The 21,986-nt window shown below is 55.2% G+C and carries 22 protein-coding genes; 13 read left to right on the top strand and 9 right to left on the bottom strand.

The annotated features are described in order from the left end of the window. Positions 1 to 54: 54 nt before the first annotated feature. From FKP33_RS27305 to FKP33_RS22190, 5 genes are all read right to left on the bottom strand, one after another. On the bottom strand, positions 55 to 219 hold the full coding sequence (locus FKP33_RS27305) for a hypothetical protein (protein ID WP_155615742.1): 165 nt from the start codon (positions 217 to 219) through the stop codon (positions 55 to 57). Between the two features lie 30 nt (positions 220 to 249). Continuing rightward, complete coding sequence (locus tag FKP33_RS22205) at positions 250 to 945, bottom strand: recombinase zinc beta ribbon domain-containing protein (protein WP_155615743.1); 696 nt, start codon at positions 943 to 945, stop codon at positions 250 to 252. Positions 946 to 1,023: 78 nt separating this feature from the next. After that, positions 1,024 to 1,464 carry a recombinase family protein gene (locus FKP33_RS22200; RefSeq protein WP_181410243.1) on the bottom strand — a complete coding sequence of 147 codons (441 nt, stop codon included), beginning with the start codon at positions 1,462 to 1,464 and terminating at the stop codon, positions 1,024 to 1,026. A gap of 72 nt (positions 1,465 to 1,536) precedes the next feature. Further along, positions 1,537 to 1,728, bottom strand: coding sequence for a hypothetical protein (locus tag FKP33_RS22195; protein ID WP_141336390.1), 192 nt, complete (start codon positions 1,726 to 1,728; stop codon positions 1,537 to 1,539). A gap of 182 nt (positions 1,729 to 1,910) precedes the next feature. Continuing rightward, on the bottom strand, positions 1,911 to 2,477 hold the full coding sequence (locus FKP33_RS22190) for a recombinase family protein (protein WP_141336389.1): 567 nt from the start codon (positions 2,475 to 2,477) through the stop codon (positions 1,911 to 1,913). A gap of 439 nt (positions 2,478 to 2,916) precedes the next feature. Between FKP33_RS22190 and FKP33_RS22185 the strand changes: the two genes are divergently transcribed. Further along, positions 2,917 to 3,594 carry a thioredoxin domain-containing protein gene (locus FKP33_RS22185; RefSeq protein WP_181410242.1) on the top strand — a complete coding sequence of 226 codons (678 nt, stop codon included), beginning with the start codon at positions 2,917 to 2,919 and terminating at the stop codon, positions 3,592 to 3,594. Positions 3,595 to 3,785: 191 nt separating this feature from the next. Here FKP33_RS22185 and FKP33_RS22180 read toward each other — a convergent pair whose 3' ends face one another. From FKP33_RS22180 to FKP33_RS22170, 3 genes are all read right to left on the bottom strand, one after another. Continuing rightward, the gene (locus tag FKP33_RS22180; RefSeq protein WP_181410241.1) at positions 3,786 to 5,720 is read right to left on the bottom strand and encodes a glycosyl hydrolase family 18 protein; all 1,935 of its coding nucleotides are present in this window, start codon (positions 5,718 to 5,720) and stop codon (positions 3,786 to 3,788) included. A 143-nt stretch (positions 5,721 to 5,863) separates the two neighbouring features. Continuing rightward, positions 5,864 to 6,139, bottom strand: a complete 276-nt coding sequence (locus tag FKP33_RS22175) for a YxcD family protein (protein WP_054800019.1) — start codon at positions 6,137 to 6,139, stop codon at positions 5,864 to 5,866. Positions 6,140 to 6,163: 24 nt separating this feature from the next. Continuing rightward, complete coding sequence (locus FKP33_RS22170; RefSeq protein ID WP_054797643.1) at positions 6,164 to 6,616, bottom strand: hypothetical protein; 453 nt, start codon at positions 6,614 to 6,616, stop codon at positions 6,164 to 6,166. 142 nt (positions 6,617 to 6,758) lie between these two features. On the opposite strand from FKP33_RS22170, the gene FKP33_RS22165 reads away from it, so the two are divergent. Beyond that, positions 6,759 to 7,295 carry a DUF309 domain-containing protein gene (locus tag FKP33_RS22165; protein WP_127609259.1) on the top strand — a complete coding sequence of 179 codons (537 nt, stop codon included), beginning with the start codon at positions 6,759 to 6,761 and terminating at the stop codon, positions 7,293 to 7,295. A gap of 101 nt (positions 7,296 to 7,396) precedes the next feature. Next, complete coding sequence (locus tag FKP33_RS22160; RefSeq protein ID WP_054797645.1) at positions 7,397 to 7,951, top strand: beta-class carbonic anhydrase; 555 nt, start codon at positions 7,397 to 7,399, stop codon at positions 7,949 to 7,951. A 1-nt stretch (position 7,952) separates the two neighbouring features. Here FKP33_RS22160 and FKP33_RS22155 read toward each other — a convergent pair whose 3' ends face one another. Further along, positions 7,953 to 8,282: an iron-sulfur cluster biosynthesis family protein gene (locus tag FKP33_RS22155; protein WP_054797646.1), complete on the bottom strand. Its 330-nt coding sequence runs from the start codon at positions 8,280 to 8,282 to the stop codon at positions 7,953 to 7,955. 112 nt (positions 8,283 to 8,394) lie between these two features. Here FKP33_RS22155 and FKP33_RS22150 point away from each other — a divergent pair, with 112 nt between their 5' ends. From FKP33_RS22150 to mutL, 10 genes are all read left to right on the top strand, one after another. Then, positions 8,395 to 9,915, top strand: a complete 1,521-nt coding sequence (locus FKP33_RS22150) for a carboxypeptidase M32 (RefSeq protein WP_258313526.1) — start codon at positions 8,395 to 8,397, stop codon at positions 9,913 to 9,915. A gap of 128 nt (positions 9,916 to 10,043) precedes the next feature. After that, on the top strand, positions 10,044 to 11,069 hold the full coding sequence (locus FKP33_RS22145) for an ABC transporter substrate-binding protein (protein ID WP_054797647.1): 1,026 nt from the start codon (positions 10,044 to 10,046) through the stop codon (positions 11,067 to 11,069). 80 nt (positions 11,070 to 11,149) lie between these two features. Next, a complete protein-coding gene (locus FKP33_RS22140) occupies positions 11,150 to 11,953 on the top strand; it encodes an ABC transporter ATP-binding protein (protein ID WP_054797648.1) in 804 nt (267 codons plus the stop codon). Next, the gene (locus FKP33_RS22135) at positions 11,940 to 12,773 is read left to right on the top strand and encodes an ABC transporter permease (RefSeq protein ID WP_054797649.1); all 834 of its coding nucleotides are present in this window, start codon (positions 11,940 to 11,942) and stop codon (positions 12,771 to 12,773) included. Before FKP33_RS22140 ends, FKP33_RS22135 begins: the two co-directional genes overlap by 14 nt. Positions 12,774 to 12,975: 202 nt before the next feature. Continuing rightward, positions 12,976 to 13,926, top strand: a complete 951-nt coding sequence (locus FKP33_RS22130) for an aromatic acid exporter family protein (RefSeq protein WP_141336387.1) — start codon at positions 12,976 to 12,978, stop codon at positions 13,924 to 13,926. Between the two features lie 117 nt (positions 13,927 to 14,043). After that, positions 14,044 to 14,607, top strand: a complete 564-nt coding sequence (locus tag FKP33_RS22125; protein WP_054797650.1) for an outer spore coat protein CotE — start codon at positions 14,044 to 14,046, stop codon at positions 14,605 to 14,607. Between the two features lie 147 nt (positions 14,608 to 14,754). Continuing rightward, the gene (locus tag FKP33_RS22120; protein WP_127610213.1) at positions 14,755 to 16,239 is read left to right on the top strand and encodes a putative amidoligase domain-containing protein; all 1,485 of its coding nucleotides are present in this window, start codon (positions 14,755 to 14,757) and stop codon (positions 16,237 to 16,239) included. Positions 16,240 to 16,371: 132 nt separating this feature from the next. Beyond that, complete coding sequence (mutS, locus tag FKP33_RS22115; protein ID WP_141336386.1) at positions 16,372 to 19,122, top strand: DNA mismatch repair protein MutS; 2,751 nt, start codon at positions 16,372 to 16,374, stop codon at positions 19,120 to 19,122. Between the two features lie 27 nt (positions 19,123 to 19,149). Further along, on the top strand, positions 19,150 to 20,601 hold the full coding sequence (locus tag FKP33_RS22110; protein WP_141336385.1) for a S41 family peptidase: 1,452 nt from the start codon (positions 19,150 to 19,152) through the stop codon (positions 20,599 to 20,601). 25 nt (positions 20,602 to 20,626) lie between these two features. Continuing rightward, a partial coding sequence (gene mutL, locus FKP33_RS22105) for a DNA mismatch repair endonuclease MutL (protein ID WP_141336384.1) occupies positions 20,627 to 21,986 on the top strand: 1,360 nt, incomplete at its 3' end.

Genomic DNA, 21,986 nt, shown 5'->3' with positions numbered 1-21,986 from the left:
CGCCCATTCATACTATGATGCGAGGGGCTACGACGAACGTTGTCCGGTTAGAAATTAAATGAATTTGACATCAATATCGATATTAGACTCTTCGCGTGTATATGTGATTCGTTCGATGATGCTTTGCGCTAATCCGTTTAATTGTTCGGGTTCGGCGTTCTCCGCATTCCAAGCCTTCTTGAATTCTTCAATGCGTTGTAAGCGTTCTTCGGTTGTCAATCCTTCCTTATGTCCTAACGTCGCGACCAATTATTTCAGTTCGTTTTGCTTGCGTTGAATTTGTGCTGACAATTCATCCGTCTTTACCTTGACTTGCTCCTTGTTCAATGTGCCCATGATGTAAAGATCGGTGATTCTATCGAATCCGCTTTTTAGCTGTTCAATTTTATTTTCTTTCGAAGCGATGAGATTCTTCAAATCGTGTTCATCTTCGCTTGTCAATTCTTCACCCCGTAACCGATCTTCGTATTCGGTCAAGAAGTGATTCAGCGCGTTATAAATTACCTCGGCACTAACACCACTATTCCTGCATCGGTTCCCAACGTGATCTGCATGTTGGCACGTTTTCAACGAAACTTTTTGATTCGATGTCTTGAAGGTGAAAGCCATATTGTAGCCGCATTTCCCACAACGTACAAGACCGGATAGGGGATAAGCCATTTTTCGTGCTTTTGTCGGTACAAGTTTACGTCGGGAAAGCGCGGACAATATTTCAGTGTGTTCTTCTTCGGTTTTAAGAACGGCATGATTGCCGCGAACCTTGATCCATTCTTCTTCGGGCTTTTCCATCAAAGGTGCGGTACGTTTGTTCTTGTGACCGCTCCCCGAAGTTTTGCCATAAATCACATAACCCAAGTGAATTTCCGATGTCAAGATTCGATGAACCGCGTTTTCTGACCATGAAATAGGCTTGTCAAGCCTGCGCGGTTTTCCTGGTCTCAACACCCATTCGATTCAATTCCCATGCGATGCGGTAACATGGATTTCCTTCGAAGTGACGTTTCTTGATTAGTTCATAAATAATCAACTTATCAGGGTCAACATAAGCGTTTTCGTAAGCGGATTATAAACGTAAGGGAAGGGCGGTTTGCCATTTGTCCAGTTGCCGTTCTTTGCTCCGCGCTTCTTGCCACGATTCAAACGCCTCCTGATCATGCGGTACTCGCGACGAGAAAACACGCCTTCGATGTCATTTATCAATTCGGCTTCTTCGTTGTTGAAATCATAAACCTTTGTTGGAGTAATGACCTTCGTAACCGAATTCTTCAAGATGCGTCGAATCTTGCCTTGAGCTTCAAGATCACCGCGACTTAAACGATCATAATCCATGACAAAAACGGCATCGAAAAGATCGGCTTCAACGTCTTGTAAAGCGAACCATTTCGGGGCGGTATTCGATTGAAGCTGATGAACCGATTTCTTTGTAGATCGAATATCGCCAACCATAAGAGGTTGCCAATTCAATCAATTTGTGTTCGTGTTTTGTTCAAATAAGCTAAAAAGACAACGAGCGAATATGCCCGTCGTCCTTTGCCATCATGCCTTTTTCAAGTTTGATTCAGCGATCTTATTCAATAACACGCCCGCCCGTTTGATTGCTGCCTCACTTGGGCGGTTTGCTTGTGCTCTTATTGTCATGTTACCGCTTCGGAATGTCGCGGTGGTTGTGTGTTCTTCCTTGCTTTCACTTATCAATTGGATACCTTTGATGGTTCCGAATAATTTCATGTTTAACCCTCCATAAACAAGAAAACCGCCATAGCGAATGCCATGACGTTTCGTGCTTGGTATCTGATTTGTGCTTCATAGCTTTCGATTTAGCGGGTCGAAGGCTTGAAGCGACCTTTCCTATTTGATCAATGAAAAAACGTCAGCAGCGAACGGCTGATGACGTGTCCTAATCAAACCCTTTATTCGCTTTTAGATAATTTCGCTTTCGCCTTTGCACGTGTCAATGTTGCCTTCGATATTCCCGTCATGGCTTCAACTTGCGTATACGAATTATGTTCCAATAACGACAATGCGTGTTCGATCTGCTTCCGATTGAACTTCTTCGGTCGACCTTCGCGGAAGTCGGGCGATTGTTTTGCTATCGTTTTTCCTTCTTGCGTCCGTTCGACGATTAAATTCCGTTCCATTTCCGCTACGGCAAGCATTGTCTGAAGGAAGAACCGTCCCATCGTCGTATTTTCCAGCAGACCGACATTCAACACGTGAACCTTTACGCCCTTCTCAAATAACGATTCAATGATTTCAATTCCTTCCTTAACGTTCCGCGCCAACCGATCAAGCTTCGTAACGACCAATGTATCTCCGGTTTTCAACTTCGAAACAAGTTCTTCAAATCGCGGTCTGCTTGTCGTCGTTCCGGTAAACTTTTCTTCGGTAACTTCTTCGCAACCCTCCGCTTTCAACGCTTCGATTTGGACTTTTAAGGCCTGTCCCAATGTGCTGACTCGTGCATATCCGTATTTCATGTGCGATTTCTCCTTCACATTTTTGATTATGAGTTTTGATTACGTCTTATAACTTGATGCTATCAGACCCCAAAAACATAATCAATACTTAAAAAGTTATGAATATACGGGTACTATAAAGAAAAGGCAACCGTTCGCTTGTTTGCCCGATCATTCATCTTCATCGCTTGCTTCGATTTGTTTCACAAATTCACGATCTTTTTCCCATAAATCGCTGATTGATTGTTCGATGGGGAACACCGTCAACCAAATATCTTTTTGCCTTGCCCATCGTCGGAGTTGATCAAGGTCGCGGCAAGCTTCGGCATCTTTTCGATGTTTCGGTGAGCATAGAACGACATCGAAGGGAATGCCAACTTCATTATCTTGGACGCGGCTGCGCCGGGAGGACGGGCGCGGGTGTTAGCCCGGGGATGGAGATGCGGCGTTCCCGGCTTATGTGGACGATTATGCGTTCATGGTTTGGGGCTTGCTCGAGCTGTATGAAGCGACGTTCGAGGTCGAGTATTTGCGGCAAGCGATTGCCTTGAACGAACAGATGCTGCAGCTCTTCTGGGACGATGAACAGGGCGGACTTTACTTCTACGGCTCCGACAGCGAGAAGCTGATTATTCGCAATAAAGAAATTTATGACGGCGCCATGCCTTCCGGCAATGCCGTCGCGGCTTCCAACTTCCTGAAGCTCGCCAAGCTGACTTACGATGCGAAGCTGTCGCAAATTGCGGAGCGCCAGCTGCAGGCGTTCGGAGGCGCCGTCAATCAACATCCGAACGGTCACGCCATGCTGCTGATCGCCATGGATTTGGCGGCCTCCGCGCCCAGTGAAATTGTGATCGCAGGCGACCCGGACAGCGAGGCCACCAAGCGGATGCTGGCCGAAGTAAGGCGGGGGTTCCGGCCCCATACGCTGACCATTGTGTTACCGGACGCCGCGGATGGGGAAGAGGTGCGGCGCCTGCTTCCGCTGGTGCAGGACAAAACCGCCATCGGCGGGCGAACGACCGCCTACGTGTGTGAGAACTTTGCCTGCCAGTCGCCGACGACGGACGTAGAGGAATTGCGCGAGCTGCTGCACGTATCCCTGGAATCGATTGGCGAAGATCCGCATGCTGGATAACCTGAATCTCAAAGCTGAAACCGATGATGAGTAGGCGGAGGCTATATACAGCATTGAACTAACGGAAACTTGCACGATTATCAGTAAAAGGGCAAGAGGGACGAGACGATCCGTCAGAGCTAACCGGATAAACGGAAGGACCGTTCGGCAATTTGTCCGAACGGTCCTTTGTCACGCTTCAGGCCTTTTATCTACTTTTGCTGAATCATCGTTTGCCATACATTGGCGTTGTCATAGCCGAGACGCCAGGCCGCTACACCGGCCAGCTCGTATTTCTTGGCGAGGTCGATGCGCGCCTTGATGGTCGCTTCGTTCTCAAGCCAGAAGACGTTCTTGTACCCGTCCTGCATATATTCGACTCTGTACTGCTGGAAGCGGGCGTCCCACGTTTTCGTAGCCTTTTTCTCTTGAATGAGCGGTTCAAGGTCCTTCATCAACAGGGCGCGGTTGCTCTCCAGATTGCCCGCGCTGTCGACTTTCCATTCGCGAACGTAGAATGGCACGCCCATGATCAGCTTGTCGCGAGGAATGCCGTACGACAAAAATTCTTTGATGCCTTCCTCGACCCAAGGCAATCCGGCTACGGAGCCCGGCTCAGTACTGCCTTTCCAGTATTGGTCGTAGGTCATCGTGATGATGTAGTCGACGATGCCTCCCAGCTTCTCGTGATCGAAGGCGGTTTGCGCATTCCACTTCGCGCTGCCGCGCGGCAGATCGACGGAGATGAGCAAGTTCCGGGCGTGGGCGGCGGCGGTGAGCTCTTCCATGAACGCGGTGAAATTGGCGCGGTCGCTGCCAGATAGGCTTTCGAAGTCGATATTCAAGCCGTCGACGCCGAGCTGGGCCGCTTTATTGACGAGCGTGCCGATAAACTTGCCCCGCGCTTCCTTGGAGGCGAGGAAGGCCGTCGTCAGCTTCGGATCGAATTGGTTGTGAACGAGCGGGTGAACGGCGTAGCCTTGTTTCTTCAACCAGGCAACCGTATCTTTGTTGGACGTGTCCGTCACATTGCCCGCGCTATCCTCGAGATTAAAATAGGTCGGAGAGACGACGTCAAGTCCGGATGTCGTATTGACATGGCTGCGGATAGTGCCGTCGCTGGATGTGCCGTTCCATCCCCAGTATTGAAGCTTGCGCAAGTTGTCCCAAATGGCGGTCCCTCCGTCATATAAACGAATGGAGGCATTGCTGTAGCCTTTGGCATAATTCAACGCCGCTGGTATGGTGTTGAAGTCGGCAATCAAGTTGTTGTTTTGGAAAACTTGATAATACGGATAATTAGACCAGACGGTTTGGTTGCTTCCCGCCAATTTCGGCGCTTCTTCATTGACGATCCGGGTATGGTCATACCACTTGGCATAAGCAATCGCATCGTCCACGCTTAAGAATGCGTCCAGGTAATTGTTGTTCTGGTAGACCTTGAACGATTTGACGTTCGAGAACACGACCTTACCGGTGGACGTATTCACGATCGTCGAATTGCTCCAGCGCAGCGATTCGGCGATCGCATCTTCCAAATAAGCGAACTTCCAGCTATCCGTCGTGTATTTTCCCTGGTACACCTGATACGTCTTGGCGCCGGTTTGGCGAAGCTCTGTCTTCTTGGCGGCAGCCACATTGTCCCACACCCAACGATGCGTGCTGAGGTCGACAATGTGTGCGTTCGCCCATTTCGTCGCTTCGGCAATCGCGTCGTTAAGCGTAACGAACGTCCAGCCGTCCAACGTGTTATCGCCTTGATACAGCCGGTAACGGGGATAATTGTTCCACACCCAGCCGCCCGACTGCAGGTCGCGCACGCTTGCGCTGCCCCACTTGGACGCTTCGCGGACGGCTTCGTCCAAGGTCGCAAATTCCCAATCGGGGGCGCTGTAGCCGTGCTGGTACACTTTGTACCGGGGATAATTGTCCCAGAGCCAGTTGCGTGTTCCGATTTCTTCGACATGGGAGTCAGCGAACCAACGCGCGTAATTTTCCGCTGTCTTGTAATCGCTAGTTTCCAAAATGAGTTTCGTGTCTTGATATACGCGGTATTTCGACGTCTTATCGGCTGCCGCGGCGTTGCCGGCGACGGATAAGAACAAGGTTATGGCGGCAAGCGACAGCAGGGTCTTACGCTTCAACATGCATCAGCCTCTTTCTGCTCGAGTCTACAAAACTACCACTCTATTAAACGCGGCAAGAGGCCTGAAAGTTGCAAGGAAAATAAATGAAGAAAAAGCTTACCTCGCGGTAAGCTTTCAGGTAATGCTCGTGATAGGCGATAAGGTTAGGCGACGTACGCCACGATTTCCTCTTCCAGCTCAAGCCGGATTTGTTCGCGGAACACCCGCATGCCATGCTGGGTAAACATGTAGCGCTCAATGGCCTCCAGCATGTTCGCCGCAATCAGGATTTGGCTGCGCCCTTCGGCAAAGACTTCGGCGGAGAAGCCGAGGTCTTCGTCCCACATCAGCTCAACCTCGACCTGCGTCGGCTGAAGCTGCTTGCGTTCGGCGATGTTCAAGCAAATCGCGTTAATAATGTCCTGCTCCATTAATTTCATGCGGCCTTACTCCTTAATTCCGGATTAATAACCGCGCGGGTTTTGCGGGTTTTGGTTGATCTTCTTACGATCGCGGAAGTATACGTATACTTTGCGAATGACCATGAACAGAGCGACCAGTGCAAGTACGTTCACCAGCAGGCCGAGAATGTTGCCCAGGGCGCCCAAGCCTCCGAACAAGCCTCCGAACAACATGCCGGCCAGACCGCCGATCAACAAGCCCTTCATCAAGCCACCGCTGAAAAAGCCGGGTTTCTGAGCCGGAGTCGTCGTAGACGCTGCCGGCGATTTGGTAGCGGCAGGGGCGTTATTGTTGACCCCGCTGTTCGGTGTTTGGTTTGTAGAATTCGTTGAATTGTTGCTTGGGGTGAAGCTTTTCTTCGACGATTTGTAGCCTTTGGCATCGGCGTGCTGCGGCGCGCTGAACGAGAAGGCGATCGTAGCTGCCAGAACGAGTAAAGATAGCTTTTTCCACATGGTGAGAACATCCTCCACATACAAGTATAGTTTTTGCGTACAAGGGATTCATACGTTCCAACTGGGCTGATGGTTTCACAATTATATTTAAATTGTTAAAATAAATAAAATAACGAGTCGAGCAAAGGGGAACAGTAGGAACATGAACGATTATGCGGATGCCTATGTGCGGTATTTAAATCATTTTCATGTGGAGCGGGATTATTTCGAATGCCACGAAGTATTGGAGGAGTTCTGGAAGGAGCATCCCGACGATCCGCAGGCCGAGGCGTATGTGGCGCTTATTCAGATTGCCGTCGCTTCCTATCATCAGCGGCGGGGCAATCTGCGCGGCGCCGTCAAAATGTTCAACGCGGCGTTGGAACGGCTGGCTCGAACGAGCGTGCAAACGCTCGGACTGGACGGGACGGCGCTCAAGTCGATGCTGGCGGGCAGACTGCAGGAGTTGGAACGGGGGACGCCTTTTTCGGATATCAATTTGCCCATAACGGATACGCAGTTGTTAGAACGCTGTAAGCAAAGCTGTTCCGACCCGGACAGATGGGGGACGTCTAGCGAGGCCGGCGACACGTTCCTGCTCCATAAACATACGATGCGGGATCGAAGCGGCGTTGTGGAGGAACGGGAGAAACAACGTCAAATTAAAGCTTCACGGCGCTCCGGCGGAAGTGTCATTTGAACTTGTCGATTGATGTCATTATAAGGTAAAATCTTAAGGGGATAGTGATAGATAACCATAGACACATCGAAGAGCTAGCATGTGGAGAAGGAGGAGAGTTCATGAACAATTCATTAAAGCAAATTTTGGAGTATAACCAAAGCTTTGTCGAGCAGCGCAAGTATGAGCCTTATATCACGTCGAAGTTTCCGGACAAGAAGTTCGTCATTCTCTCTTGTATGGACACCCGATTGCTCGAGCTGCTGCCTGCCAGCATGAACATCAAGAACGGGGACGTTAAGATCATTAAGGCCGCGGGAGGCATCGTCACCTCGCCGTTCGGCGGCATTATGCGCAGCATCATCGTCGCCATCTATGAGTTGGGAGCCGAAGAAGTGTTCGTCATCGGTCATTACGATTGCGGGATGAGCAATGTAAATCCGGAGAAAATCAAACAAAAATTTCTCAATCACGGTATTAAAGAGGAGACGATTCAAACGATCGAGTACTCCGGGATGAACCTGGAGCGCTGGCTGCGGGGGTTCGACGACGTGAGGGAGAGCGTGCGCAGCAGCGTGAAAATGATCCGCAATCACCCGCTCGTCCCGGACATTCCGATTCACGGTCTCGTGATCGACCCGACAACCGGAAAGCTCGACGTCATCGAAGAAGGCTGAGTCAGGCGCGCTTATCGATGATTTTCATAAATGCATTGTAGATTTGGCCGCTGCTTTTCAACACGAAGCAGCGGTCTTTGCTTGTATAATCCACCGTCATGCGTTCCTCGAAGAACACCTCGTGCTTGCGGTCCATCCATAAGGGGAACGGCTGCCCGTCCACTTCAAAGTCGCCCGGCTCCGGTTTCTCTATAATCCACAATGTCGGCACGCCACTGACGGCACAACCGCATCCTTCATTATCATAAGCGAGCTTCATTAGGCCGGGCCGATCCGTTCCCAGCTTCTGCATCGCGGCCTCTGCGGCTTGTTCGGAAAATGTAATGTGCATCGATAATGCCTCCTCATGATGTGCAGTGATCTTTATTTTGCCGGAATTTGCTTCTCTTTTCAAGAAAAAGTATGATCGAGTATAGAATCCATGATAAGGAAGGGGAAAACCTGTGGGAAACGAGCAAAGGGATGCCAAGTGGGCGTTATTCAAATCGTATCTGAAAAAAATGAAAAGCTATGAAGAAGCCATCGGCCTCATTTATTGGGATATGCGGACCGGTGCGCCTAAGAAAGGCATCGCTCAGCGTTCCGAAGTCGTGGGAGAGTTATCGGGCGAGTTGTTCCGGATGTCGGTTTCCGACGAGATGGGCGCGTTCCTCGACTATTTCTTGCAGGAAGACAACCACGGGCAATTAAGCCGGACCGATCGTAAAATCGTAAGCGAATGCAAAAAAGAATTCGACCGCAGCAAAAAAATACCGCCGCAACGATATCAAGAGTACGTCGTCCTGACCTCGCAAGCGGAAGCCGCTTGGGAAGAAGCAAAGGATAAGGCCGATTTTGCTTCGTTCCAGCCGTATCTGGAGAAAATCGTAGCGATGAATCACGAATTTATCGACCTGTGGGGGTATGAGGGGCATAAGTACAACACGCTGCTCGACATGTACGAGCCGGGCATGACCGTGGCGAAGCTCGATCAAGTGTTCGGCGCGCTGCGCGAGCAGGTCGTGCCGCTGCTGTCCGCCATTCAGGCTTCCCCGCACCGACCGGATACGAGCTTCCTGAAGCAGCAGTTCGATAAGGAGAAGCAAAAGAAATTCAGCTTGTTCATTCTGGAACAGATGGGCTATGATTTCGCGGCCGGAAGGCTCGACGAAACGGTTCATCCGTTCGCCACCGGCTTGAACCCGGGGGACGTCCGTATTACGACGCGTTACTTGCCGGACGATGTGAACAGCGCGCTGTTCGGCACCATCCACGAGGGAGGTCATGCGTTGTATGAGCAGAACATCTCGCTGGAGCTGGTAGGCACGCCGCTTTGCACCGGTACTTCCATGGGCATCCACGAATCGCAGTCGCGCTTCTGGGAGAATACGATCGGCCGCAGCCGCGCCTTCTGGAGCCGGTATTACCGCGATTTGCAGCAGCACTATCCGGGTCAATTCGATAGGGTCGAGGCGGAGGCGTTCTACCGCGCCACGAACGAGGTGAAGCCGTCTTTGATTCGGATCGAGGCTGACGAGCTGACATATAACTTGCACATCATGGTGCGGTATGAGATCGAGAAGGCGCTGTTTGACGGTTCGGTGCGCGTGTCCGATTTGCCGGAGGTGTGGAACGAAAAGTACCGGGACTATCTCGGCGTCGTTCCGTCGCATAACGGTGAAGGCGTGCTTCAGGACGTGCACTGGTCCGGCGGGGCATTCTGCTACTTCCCGTCGTACGCGCTGGGCAACATGTATGCGGCGCAAATCGCCCGTACGCTGGATCGCGAGCTTGGCGGAACGGACGCGCTTGTAGCCGAAGGCCGTCTGCTGCCGATCAAGGAGTGGCTGTCCGATAAAATTTATCAATACGGCAAAAGCTTGACGCCATCCGAAATCATCATGCAAGTAACCGGCGAGGAGTTAAATCCTTCCTATTTAGTGGAATACTTGCGTGCGAAGTACAGCGATATATATAAGCTATAGCGTTCATAAACCGGAAGCTTCTCACCGAATGGGAGAAGCTTCCTTTTTTTGCGTTGGGCCGCTGCACCCTTCTCTAGGCGGAAGCATATGCTGCAATTATACGAAACCAGAAGGGGAGGGACTTGCTTATGAAATTAAAATCCGGAATGAAGGCCGCGGCTTTGGCGTTGACGCTCGTACTCGCCGGTACGGCGCTGCTGACCGGGTGCGGTCCAAAGACGCAAGAGGGGCCGGTTAAGGTGCGGGTGGGCGAGGTGACGCGTTCCATCTTTTATGCACCGCAATATGTGGCGGTGAATAAAGGATTTTTCAAGGAGCAGGGGCTGGAGATCGATCTGACGACGACCGCGGGAGGCGACAAAACGATGACCGCGCTGCTCTCGAACGGTATCGATGTTGCCCTGGTGGGCTCGGAGACTTCGATCTATGTCCATCAGCAGGGCAGCGCCGATCCGGTCATTAACTTCGCGCAGCTGACCCAGACGGACGGCACGTTCCTCGTCGCCCGCAAACCGCTGGAAGGCGCGTTTGATTGGAGCAAGCTGAAAGGTGTAACGTTCCTCGGCCAGCGCAAGGGCGGCATGCCGCAGATGGCGGGAGAGTTTACGCTGAAGAAGCACGGCATTAACCCGCATGCGGATTTGACGCTGATTCAGAACGTCGACTTTGCTAACATTCCTGCCGCATTCGCTTCCGGTACCGGCGATTACGTACAATTATTCGAGCCGCAAGCTACCGTGTTCGAGAAGGAGGGCAAAGGCTACGTGATCGCCTCCTTCGGGGTGGAAAGCGGCAAGCTGCCGTACACCGTATTCATGACGAAGAAAAGCTACTTGACGAAGCAATCGGCTACGGTGCAGAAATTCGCGAATGCGGTGCAGCAGGCGCAAAATTGGGTGCAGCAGGCAACCCCGGACGAAATTGCCGACGCGATTATTTCCTTCTTCCCGGATACGGACAAAGCGGTTGTCCGCGATGTTGTGAAACGGTATAAGGATCAAGGTTCATTCGCAACGGACGGCATCGTCGACCAGGCGGAATGGAACAACCTGCAGGATGTGATGGAAGCGGCAGGCGAACTGAAGCAGCGGGCGGATCACGGGCAGTTAGTCGATAATACGTTCGCCGAGAAAGCGAAGCAATCCGTGAAGTAACCAAAGGGGCGGCGAAAGTGTGCGGACGGCAGCTTTCGCCTTTTCTTTGCAAGATGATAAGAAGGAGGGCACCGAATCGTATGACAAAGGCGTCTTCTATTGAAATAAGCGGCGTGTCGCAAGTGTACGTCAACCGGAAAGGCACATTTGCCGCGCTGCAGCATATCGATCTCCGTATCGAGCCGGGCGAGTTCGTCAGCATTATCGGACCGAGCGGCTGTGGTAAAACGACCTTGCTTTCGCTGATCAGCGGTTTGCTGACGCCGACTTCGGGCAGTGTGAGTATCATGGGCGAGCTGATCAAGCGGCCGACTCCGCGGGTCGGGTATATGCTGCAGCACGATTATTTGTTTCCGTGGCGGACCATTAAAGAGAACGTCTGCCTCGGCTTGGAGCTGCTGGGCAGGAAAGACGAGGCGTCGCAGGCATATGTGACGGAGCTTCTGGCGGAAATGGGACTCGCAGAGTTCGCCGACGCCTTCCCGCATCAACTGTCTGGGGGGATGCGGCAGCGTGTGGCGCTTGTACGGACGTTGGCGACGGAGCCAGATATTTTGCTGCTGGACGAACCGTTCTCGGCGCTCGATTATCAGACGAAGCTTCAGCTGGAAGATTTGATCGTCACCACGTTGAAGGCGCGGGGGAAAACGGCCGTTCTCGTTACCCATGATATTTCCGAGGCGATCGCGATGAGCGACCGGATCATCGTGCTGCAGCCCAATCCCGGGCGTGTACTGGCCGATGTGACGGTACCGGAGCCGATTCGTCAGGCGCAGCCGCTTCATGCCCGCGAGAAGGAAGGCTTTCACGAGCTGTTCCGGCGGTTGTGGTCGATGTTCGAGCAGGTGGAGAGGAAAGGGGGCGGCGCGGATGGAACGCCATGAGGTAAACGAACGGGCGGAAGACATGCACTTGCTTGCTGCCCGGGTTTATGAGACGTTCCTGCGAAGGGAAAAGCGGCAGTCGCTATTTGTCCGGTTGACGCAAGGCGCTCTGCTGCTGATGTTCGTGCTGATGTGGGAAATAGCGGCCCGGCTGATGTGGATCGACGGGCTGTTGTTCAGTTCGCCGAGCCGCATCGGGACGCTGCTGCTTGAGAAGACGGCCGACGGTTCGCTGCTTGTGCACACCGGGGTCACGGTCTGGGAGACGATCGTCGGCTTCGTGCTCGGTACGCTGGTCGGGACGGCGATCGCCGCGCTGCTGTGGTTTTCTCCGTTTCTGTCGCGGGTGCTCGATCCGTACATCGTCGTGCTGAACAGCTTGCCTAAGGTGGCGCTGGGCCCGCTGTTCATTGTCGCGCTTGGGCCAGGCGCGTTGTCCATCGTCGCGACGACGCTTTCCATCACCGTTATTATCACGATTTTGGTCGTCTATAACAGCTTTAAGGAAGTTGATCCGCAGCTGTTGAAGGTCGTACAGCTGTTCGGCGCAAGCCGCAGCACCGTGTTCCGGAAGGTCATTCTTCCCGCATCGTACCCGACGATTGTGTCCACGCTGAAGGTGAACGTCGGTTTGTCTTGGGTCGGGGTCATCGTCGGAGAGTTTCTCGTCTCGAAGCAAGGGCTCGGCTATTTGATTATTTACGGGTTTCAGGTATTCAATTTCACGCTTGTCATCGGCAGTGTCGTGGTCATCGCGATTGCGGCGACGCTTATGTACCAGGCCGTCTCCTACTTGGAAGGAAAGCTGGTGCGCCAGTGAGGAGCGATGGGGAGAAACCGCAAGGAAGGGCGGGCTGCCGGCGAGGCGGCCCGCCCTTTCACGCGCTTCCTCCATGCGCCGATTGACGGGGATCGGTCTGAGCGGGTATCTCCGGGTTGTCGGCGTTCCGGAAAAAGAGTAAGATGGTGGAAATTGACTTTGCGGCTCTTTTGTGGCTCTTGTGTAAGGTGGACACCGTAATATGGGAATTCGCGTCATCAAAACGGCACTTGCCGTCATCCTATCGATTTATATCGCTCAATATTTGGGGCTTAGCTCGCCCTTGTCAACCGGATTGCTCGCCATCATGGGCGTGGAGGTGACGAAGAAGCGGGGCATTGCGCTATCGCTTCAACGTATTGCGGCATCCGTCTTTGCGCTGCTGTTCAGCGTGGCCTTGTTCTGGACGCTCGGTTATCAGGTGTGGGTCATCGGGTTGTACGTGCTTACGTTATATCCGCTGCTGAGCCGGTTGAAGCTGAAGGACGGCATCGTGTCCAGCTCGGTCGTGATGTTTCACGTGTTTGCGGCCAAGACGGTTACCCTGGAGCTTATTGTGAACGAGGTCCTGCTGCTGGTGATCGGTCTCGGCACCGCGACGCTGATCAATATCGTCTATATGCCGAAAGAGCATACCCAGCTTGTCCAGTATCGCAAGCAGGTAGAAGAGCTGTTCTCGCGAATTTTTATCGAGCTTTCCCGTCATCTGCGGGACAATACCTACGTATGGAGCGGGCGTGAGCTTCTCGAAGCCGAGGAGCTGCTGCATAAAGCGGTTGACGCGGCCCGTCGGCAAAGCGATAACCGGTTGATTTTCGAAGGGGCGGAGTGGACCGTATATTTCTACATGAGGGAGCGGCAGCTTGAAGCGATCGGCAGAATGACGGAGCACGTCGCGCGGGTGTACCAGACGCTGCCGCATGGCGAGCTGCTCGCGACCGTGTTCGAAACCTTAAGCGAGGATGTCCTGATGCCGCATTATACCGGCCGGACCGAGCGGCACTTGTTCGAGCTTGAGCAATCGTTCAAAGGCATGGCGCTTCCGCTGACAAGAGAGGAATTCGAAATTCGGGCGGCGCTGCTTCAATTGGTTGAAGAACTGAAAGTTTATTTAAACGTAGCCAAAAAAGAAAAACGCCCGGTAGGCGTCTAAATACAAGGGGCATTTGTCCCTGCTAATCTCCTCTGACATTTGCAAAAAAAGTTATCACACTAGACGAATGTCCTGCATACAAATGTAATGAATGATTGTATGGAGGAGGTTAGAAGGATGTCATTAGATAAAGACTTGCAAGTCAGAGAGATCTATACGAAGGCTGTCTGCGGCAAAGGACGTAAATTTTCGCAAGTAACCAACACGGTCACTCCGCCTCATGCTCCGACCAGTATTTTGGGTGCTTGGATTATCAACAACCAATACGACGCGGTGAAGTCTGGGGAGAATGTGGAGGTGGTAGGTACTTACGATATCAACATCTGGTATTCTTATGACCGGAATACAAAAACGGATGTTGCGAAAGAAACGGTCTCCTATGTTGAGGTTGTGCCGCTTCATTATCTGGATAAGAAACATAAGCCATCGACGGCCGAAGTGTTGGCTGCCGCCACGCAGGAGCCAAACTGCGTGGAAGCCAGCATCTCATCCAACGGATCTGCGGTGCTGATCCGCGTAGAGCGCGAGTATAAGGTCGAAATGATCGCAGAGACGAAGGTTTACGTGGTGGTAAGCCCGAACGGCATTGACGATTTCGACGATAAGCATGTGGATTTCGACACCGATGACGGCGGTTTTGAAGATTTGGATCCGGATCTGCTCGACGACGAATTGAACTGATCTTGCTACAGTATATGCCGGGAGAAGTCATTTCGGCAGAGGGCGTCAGCCCTCTTTTTTGTTTCCCGAGGCGTTCGCCGGCAAAATGGGCAGGCGGCGCCGCAATACATTCTGGCCAGCCGTGCGTAACGGCGAGGGAGGGACGCGATGTCCGCCTTTTTGCTTCATTCCCATGAACCGGAGCTGCAGCCGCTGCTGGAAAACTTGCGAATTCCGCACGGAGCGAGGCTTTCTGCCGAACGGAAGGACACGGCGTATATCATTCATTGGGGGGCTTATCACCCGAATACAGGAGGAACCAATCCCGAGGCGCTGCAGCCTGTAAAAAGCATATTGGCGGCGCTGCAGCCCCGGCGGCTGTCCGATACGCTCCGCCTGCACGGCATCGACTGCTTCTTGGACGAGGAGTCGCAAGCGGAGGGCGAGGAAATCCGCTGGAGTCACGAATTTGTGGTGCCCGTCTTTGATTTGCAGGCGCTGACGCTGTTTCACCGTTCGAGCGGGGTGTTCTATGCGGGCCGCCGTGGGGCGGCGGACGCGAGTGCGGATCCGGGCGCGGGGGCTGGACCGGGCAAGCCGATGACAAGCCGCCGGGAGACGGCTTACAGCGAGATCGGGCTCGAGCAGCGGGGGTTTTATGCGGTTCGTGCGATACGCGAAGCCGTCAAAAGCATCTATGCGCTCGGACTGGACTACGGCGTCGTGCGCATCGGGGTGCGCCCGGCAGGAACGCTCGCCGTGCGCGGCGTAGAACCGGTTCCGGCGTTGACGCCGCGGCTGGCGGAGCTGTTCGCGGACGCGATGAACCGCTTCGACGAACGGATCGGGAAGCTCGAGGCGCAGCCTCCGGCCGTGGCGATGCTGGGCGCAGACCCTGAATTTCTGCTGCTGAATGCGCAAGGGAAAGTGAAGTTCGCCTCGGCCTTCGTCGACAAGGACGGCCCGTTCGGCTGTGACGCGATCGTGCTGCCGAGCCGCCGTAAAGTATATCCGCTGGCCGAGCTGCGTCCGGCGCCGAGCACCGATGTGCGCAAGCTGGTCGTTCATCTGCACCGGACGCTCCAGCTTGCGGCGAAGCGGATCACCGACCCGGAGCTCGCGTGGGTGGCGGGGGGCATGCCGGTTCGCGGCTTTCCGCTCGGCGGGCATATTCATTTCAGCGGAGTTGAGCTGGATGTCCGTCTACTGCGCGCGCTGGACAATTACCTGGCCCTTCCGCTGACGCTGGTTGAGGGCGAGACGACGGCGGCGCGCAAGCCGCAGTACGGGTTTCTCGGCGATTTCCGGCGGCAGCGGCACGGCGGCTTCGAATATCGCGTGCTGCCGAGCTGGATGGTGTCGCCGTCCGTCGCCAAAGGCGTGCTGGCGCTCGCCAAGCTGATTGCCGAGCATTACGCGCAGCTCAAGCAGCGGCCGCTGAGCGAACCGGAGGTGGTGAAAGCGTACTACCGCGGCGACAAGGCGCGCATTCGTCCGCTCGTTCCCGGCTTGTGGCGGGATATGGAGAAGCTGCCGGGGTATGCGGAGCACGAGTCGTATTTGCTGCCCCTATGGCGCATGATGCTGCAGATGAAGGCCTGGAACGAACGGGAAGACATCAGGCCCAAGTGGAAAATAACGACGCGCTCGTAAGAAACGGGTGTTCTCTATCTTTTCATGATATAATCATAGATAACTTACGAGGCGAAGCGCGGCGTCCGGCTGCAGCCTGCAGGTGCGCGCGCTTTCGTCTCCCCGTAAAGCGTAGAGCGTGGAGGATGGAGTATGGCCAAATATACGCCAATGATCGAGCAGTACCTTGCCATTAAAGCGGAGGTCAAGGACGCTTTTTTGTTTTTTCGTTTAGGCGATTTCTATGAAATGTTTTTCGAAGACGCGGTACTAGCTGCGCGCGAGCTGGAAATTACGTTGACAGGCCGGGAAGGCGGCATGGAGGAACGCATTCCGATGTGCGGCGTTCCCTATCATTCCGCAGAAAACTATATTGCCCGGCTGGTAGAGAAAGGGTATAAGGTCGCGATATGCGAGCAGGTGGAGAATCCGGCGGAAGCGAAAGGGGTCGTGCGCCGGGAAATCGTGCGGATCGTCACGCCGGGCACGGTGATGGACGCCCGCTCGCTCAGCGAGACGAGCAACAACTACATAGCCGCGGTTCAGTCGGACGCGGCAGGCTTTGCATTGGCAGCTTGCGACATCTCGACCGGCGAGCTTTACGTCACCCGGTTAACCGGGTCCTTCGAGCGGCTGATGGATGAGCTGAACGTCTACAACCCTTCTGAGCTGCTCGGCGCAGCGGAGGTGCTGGAGCGTATTCAAAGCGGCGCGGGAGCGATGCTGCGGACGGCCGTTATGACGGTCAGGTCGGAAGAGAGCCTCGCGGCGGCGGGCCTTCAGCCGATTACCGCCTACTTCTCGGACAAGCAGCTCGCCGCATTGCCGGACGGCGGGAGAGAAGCGCTGTCCGTGCTGATGGGCTACTTGCAGGAGACGCAAAAACGTTCGCTCAGCCACATCAAACATATCCGCATCTATGAGCCGAACCAATATATGGTGATGGACCCGTTTACCCGGCGAAATCTCGAGCTGGTGGAAACGGTTCGGGACCGGACGAAGAAGGGGTCGCTGCTCTGGCTGCTGGATAAGACGGTGACCGCGATGGGCGGCCGTTTGTTGAAGCGCTGGATCGAAAAGCCGCTGATGAACGCAAGCTTGATCGAAGAGCGGCTGGAAGCGGTCGACCGCTTGTATAACCAGTTGATGCTGCGCGACGATCTGAGGCAATCGTTGAAGGAAGTGTATGACCTGGAGCGATTGACCGCCCGGATCGCCTACGGCAGCGCGAACGCACGCGATCTGGTTGCGCTGCGGGCGTCGCTGGAGCAGGTGCCCCGGCTGCGTGAGTTGTGCGAGGGCAGCGGTTCGGCGACGCTGAAAGCTTTGGCGGAAGGCATCGATCCTTGCCAAGACTTGATGAGCTGGATCGCCGACACGATCCAGGACGAGCCGCCGGTTTCCGTCCGGGACGGCGGGATGATCCGCGCGGGCGTTAACGCACGGCTCGACCAGCTGCGCGAGGCGAGCACGAACGGGAAGCAGTGGCTTGCCGAGCTGGAGCGGCTCGAGCGGGAACGCACCGGTATCAAATCGCTCAAAATCGGCTTTAACAAAGTGTTCGGTTATTTCATCGAAGTGACCAAATCGAACTTGTCGATGCTGGAGGAAGGCCGTTACGAGCGCAAACAGACGTTGGCGAATGCGGAACGCTTCGTAACGCCGGAGCTGAAGGAGAAGGAAGCGCTCATTCTGGAAGCCCAGGAGGGCATGATCGATCTCGAATACGCCCTGTTCACGGAACTGCGGGACCGGCTGGTCGGACAATTGTCGAGGCTGCAGCAGCTGGCCGAGCGGATCGCCACGATCGACGTGTACCAGTCGATCGCCCACGTCAGCGCCGCACAGCGGTATACGCGCCCGACGATCGGCGAGTTTTACGGCTTGGAGATCGAGGAGGGCCGCCATCCTGTCGTGGAGGCGGTGCTGGAGGACGGCGTCTTCATCGCCAACGATACGGCCTTGACGCGCGAGAGCGGCAGCATGCTGCTGATCACCGGGCCGAATATGGCCGGGAAGAGCACCTATATGCGCCAAGTGGCGATGATCGGCCTGATGGCGCAGATCGGGTGCTTCGTGCCGGCGAAGCGGGCGGTCGTACCGATCGTCGACCGGATTTTCACACGCATCGGGGCGGCGGACGATTTGATCGGCGGCCAGAGCACGTTCATGGTCGAGATGATGGACATCCAGATCATGACCGAGAAGGCGACCTCGCGGAGCCTTGTCATCATCGACGAGCTTGGGCGCGGCACGTCGACCGGCGAAGGGATGGCGATCGCGCAAGCCGTCATCGAGTTTCTGCACGACAACATCGGCTGCAAGACGCTCGTCTCCACCCACTTCCATGAACTCGCGCATCTCGAAGAGAGCCTTCGGGATTTACGCAATTATTGTATGGCGGTGAAGGAGAGCGGACAGAACGTGACGTTCCTGCGCAAGCTGATTCGCGGCGCCGCCGACACCAGCTACGGCATCTATTGCGCGCAAATCGCCGGACTGCCGAACTCGATCATCGAGCGCTCGTACGAGCTGCTGAACGCATTCGAGACTCGCGCCGAGCTGGCGCAAGGGCATGCCGAGAGCACGGCGGGCAAGGAAGCTGCTGCGACCGCTGTTTCCCGCAAGCCGCAAGCGGAGCTTGTCCGAGAGGCCGTCGAGTCCAGTCCGGAGGCGTCTGCGCCGACCGCACTTGCGCCGGCAGCACCGGAAGCGGCGGCCGGCCCGGCGATCCAGTTGAGCTTGTTCCCGGCCGAATCCCTGGAGACTGATAAATCGGCGAAGAAAACCGGGAAATCCGACAAAGTGCTCGAGCAGCTGCGTCACGCGGATTTAATGAATATGACGCCGATGGCGGCGATGAACTTTTTGTACGAATTGAAGAAGCAGCTGACGAACAACTAAACCATTCCGAAGAGAAGAGGAATTCCGATGAACATCAAGCATAAAGGCAAACTGTGGCGTCATGCCGTCAGCTCCGTACTCGCGTTATCTCTACTAGTCCCTGCAACCCAGCCTGCGCTCGCAGCGGCAGAGAGTTTGAGCGCGGCCGACCGCGCGAAGGAAGTACTGAGTTTGCTTGAACAAAACCATGTCAGCGCGCCGGACGCCAAGAAGCTGTCCGATGCCGCGATCAAGGCGATGGTCGAATCTTTGAACGATCCTTATACGCAGTACTTTACGGCGGAGCAATTGACCGAATTCGAATCCTCCATAGCTAATCAATATGTCGGGATCGGCGTTCGCGTCAGCGAGCAGCCCGACGGCATCTACATCGCCCAAGTGTTCGAGGGGCCTGCGCAAGCGGCGGGCATTCGGATCGGCGACGTGATCGTCGGGATTGACGGGCAATCGGCTGTCGGCGTTCCTTTGAACAAGGCGACGGCCAAAATCATGGGCGAGCCGGGCACCGAGGTGAAGCTGCAAATCGTACGCGACGGCGCGACATCGGAATTGACCGTGAAGCGCGAACGGATTCAAGTTCCGGTCGTGATCGCCAACCGATTCCAGGGCGTGGGCTACGTTCGTATATTGAGCTTTTCCAGCGATGCCGACGAGATGACGGCGTTGTTCCTGGATGGGCTGCAGGCCCCCGGCGAGCTGAAGAGCCTGGTTGTCGATCTGCGCGACAATCCGGGAGGCCTGCTGGAAACGGCGCAGCAACTGGCAAGACTGTTCGTCAAGGAAGGTACGCTGATTCATACGAAAAACCGCAATAATACCGACGAACCGGTGACCTTCTCGGGCGGCGAGACGCAGCCGTTCCCGGTCTATTTTCTCGTCAACGGCAACAGCGCCAGCGCTTCGGAGGTGTTGACGGGGGCGCTGCAGGATTACAAGGCGATTACGGTGATAGGAACGAAAACATACGGCAAAGGCAGTGTACAAGAGGTGGTTCCGCTTCAATCCGGCGGCGCTTTAAAGGTGACGGTCGAGGAGTATTTGACGCCAAAGCTGCGCAAAGTGAACGGCGTCGGCTTGGAGCCGGACGTGAAGGTGGAAGGCGGAGAAGTGCCGGAGCTGCTGACGGCGCTCCGCACCGCGGGTCTTCAATCGATTACGCTGGAATTGAAACGAATCAGTATGTCCGTGAACGGATTAGACGTGGTGGATACGTTCAAAGTCGTCCGCGAGAACGGACAAACGTACGTACCATCCCGCGTTCTGGCCGCCCTCCTTGGCGCCAAGGTGGAATGGAACGAAGCGTCCCGTTCGGTGCAGATTACTTCAGCGGACGGCCAAACCTCGTATACGCCTGCGGACGGGGACGTGCTGCTTCGCGAAGGAACAAGCTATGTCAGCGCCGCGAAGGCGGCTGAGGCGTTCTCTTCGCTAGAGTGGAGCGACAACGGACAGACGCTGAAGCTGAGCACAAGCAAGTGAGATAGAGGGTTAAGGAGCCTCGGTCATGGGAAAAATAAACATTCTAGACGAGCATATCGCCAACCAGATCGCTGCCGGCGAAGTGGTCGAGCGTCCTTCGTCGGTTGTGAAGGAATTGGTCGAGAACGCGATTGACGCCGGCGGCACCCGGATTGACGTGACGATTGAAGAGGGCGGCCTCAGTTTGATCCGCGTCGCGGATAACGGCTCCGGCATGGACCCGGAGGATGGCGAGACGGCTTTCCTCCGCCACGCCACGAGCAAGATAGCGAAAGCCCAGGATTTATTCGAGATCCGAACGCTTGGCTTTCGTGGCGAGGCACTGCCCAGTATCGCCGCCGTCGCGAAGATCGAGCTGCTGACGAGCGCGGATACGACCGGACTCGGCACGCGGCTCGTCATCGAAGGCGGAAAGCTGGTGAGCAAGACCGATCACGCCGCCCCGCGGGGGACGGATATTACGGTGCGGGAGCTGTTCTACAATACACCCGCCCGGTTGAAGTATATGAAGACGATTCAAACCGAGCTCGGCCATGTGACGGATTATATGTACCGGCTGGCGCTGGCGCATCCGGGCATTGCATTTACGCTGAAGCATAACGGTAACACGCTGCTGCAAACGCTCGGCAACGGCGACCTTCTGAACGCTATCGCGGCCATTTACGGCACGGCGGTAGCGCGCACGATGCTGAAGATCGAGGGCGAAACGCTCGATTACAAGCTCGTCGGCTTCATCTCGAAGCCGGAGATGACCCGCGCGAACCGCGGCGGCATCTCGACGGTCATCAACGGCCGGTACATCCGCAACTACACGCTTGCGCAGGCTCTATTGCAGGGTTATCACACGCTGCTGCCGATCAACCGCTTCCCGGTTGCCGTGCTGCATCTGCAAATGGACCCGACGCTCATCGACGTGAATGTGCATCCGGCCAAGCTGGAGGTGCGCTTCAGCAAGGAGCAGGAGCTGATGCAGTTCGTCGAGCGGGAGGCGCGCGGCGTCTTGGCTCAGCAGCGCTTGATCCCGCAGGCGGGAGCGGTGAAGAAGCCGCGTGAAGCGGTGATTCAAGAGCAGCTTGAGCTGTACCGCCCGCAAGCGGCCTCTACCGCTGCGGAGCAGGCGGGAAACCGGGCGGAGAACGCGGTGGAAGCAGGGAATGCGGGGCGTCCGGACATTCCGGAGCGAAGCTTCGAAGAAAGCCGCCGCGCGGCCGCGACGTCTTGGCGTGAAGCGAACGGTGCGTCGGGCTTCACGGCGCCGCCTGCCGCGGGCAGGGCGGAATCGGCATACGGAACGCCGCCCGCGCGACCGGCAACCGGCGAAGTGGCAGGGGCTGCTGTCGTCAAGTTTGGCGAAGCGATTGTCTATGGCGGGAAACGGGTTGTTA

This window comes from Paenibacillus sp. tmac-D7, from assembly GCF_006519665.1.
GTDB classification, from domain to species: Bacteria; Bacillota; Bacilli; order Paenibacillales; family NBRC-103111; genus Paenibacillus_G; species Paenibacillus_G validus.
Note: the sequence above shows the minus strand (reverse complement) of the source record. Positions and strands in the feature narration are given on the sequence as shown.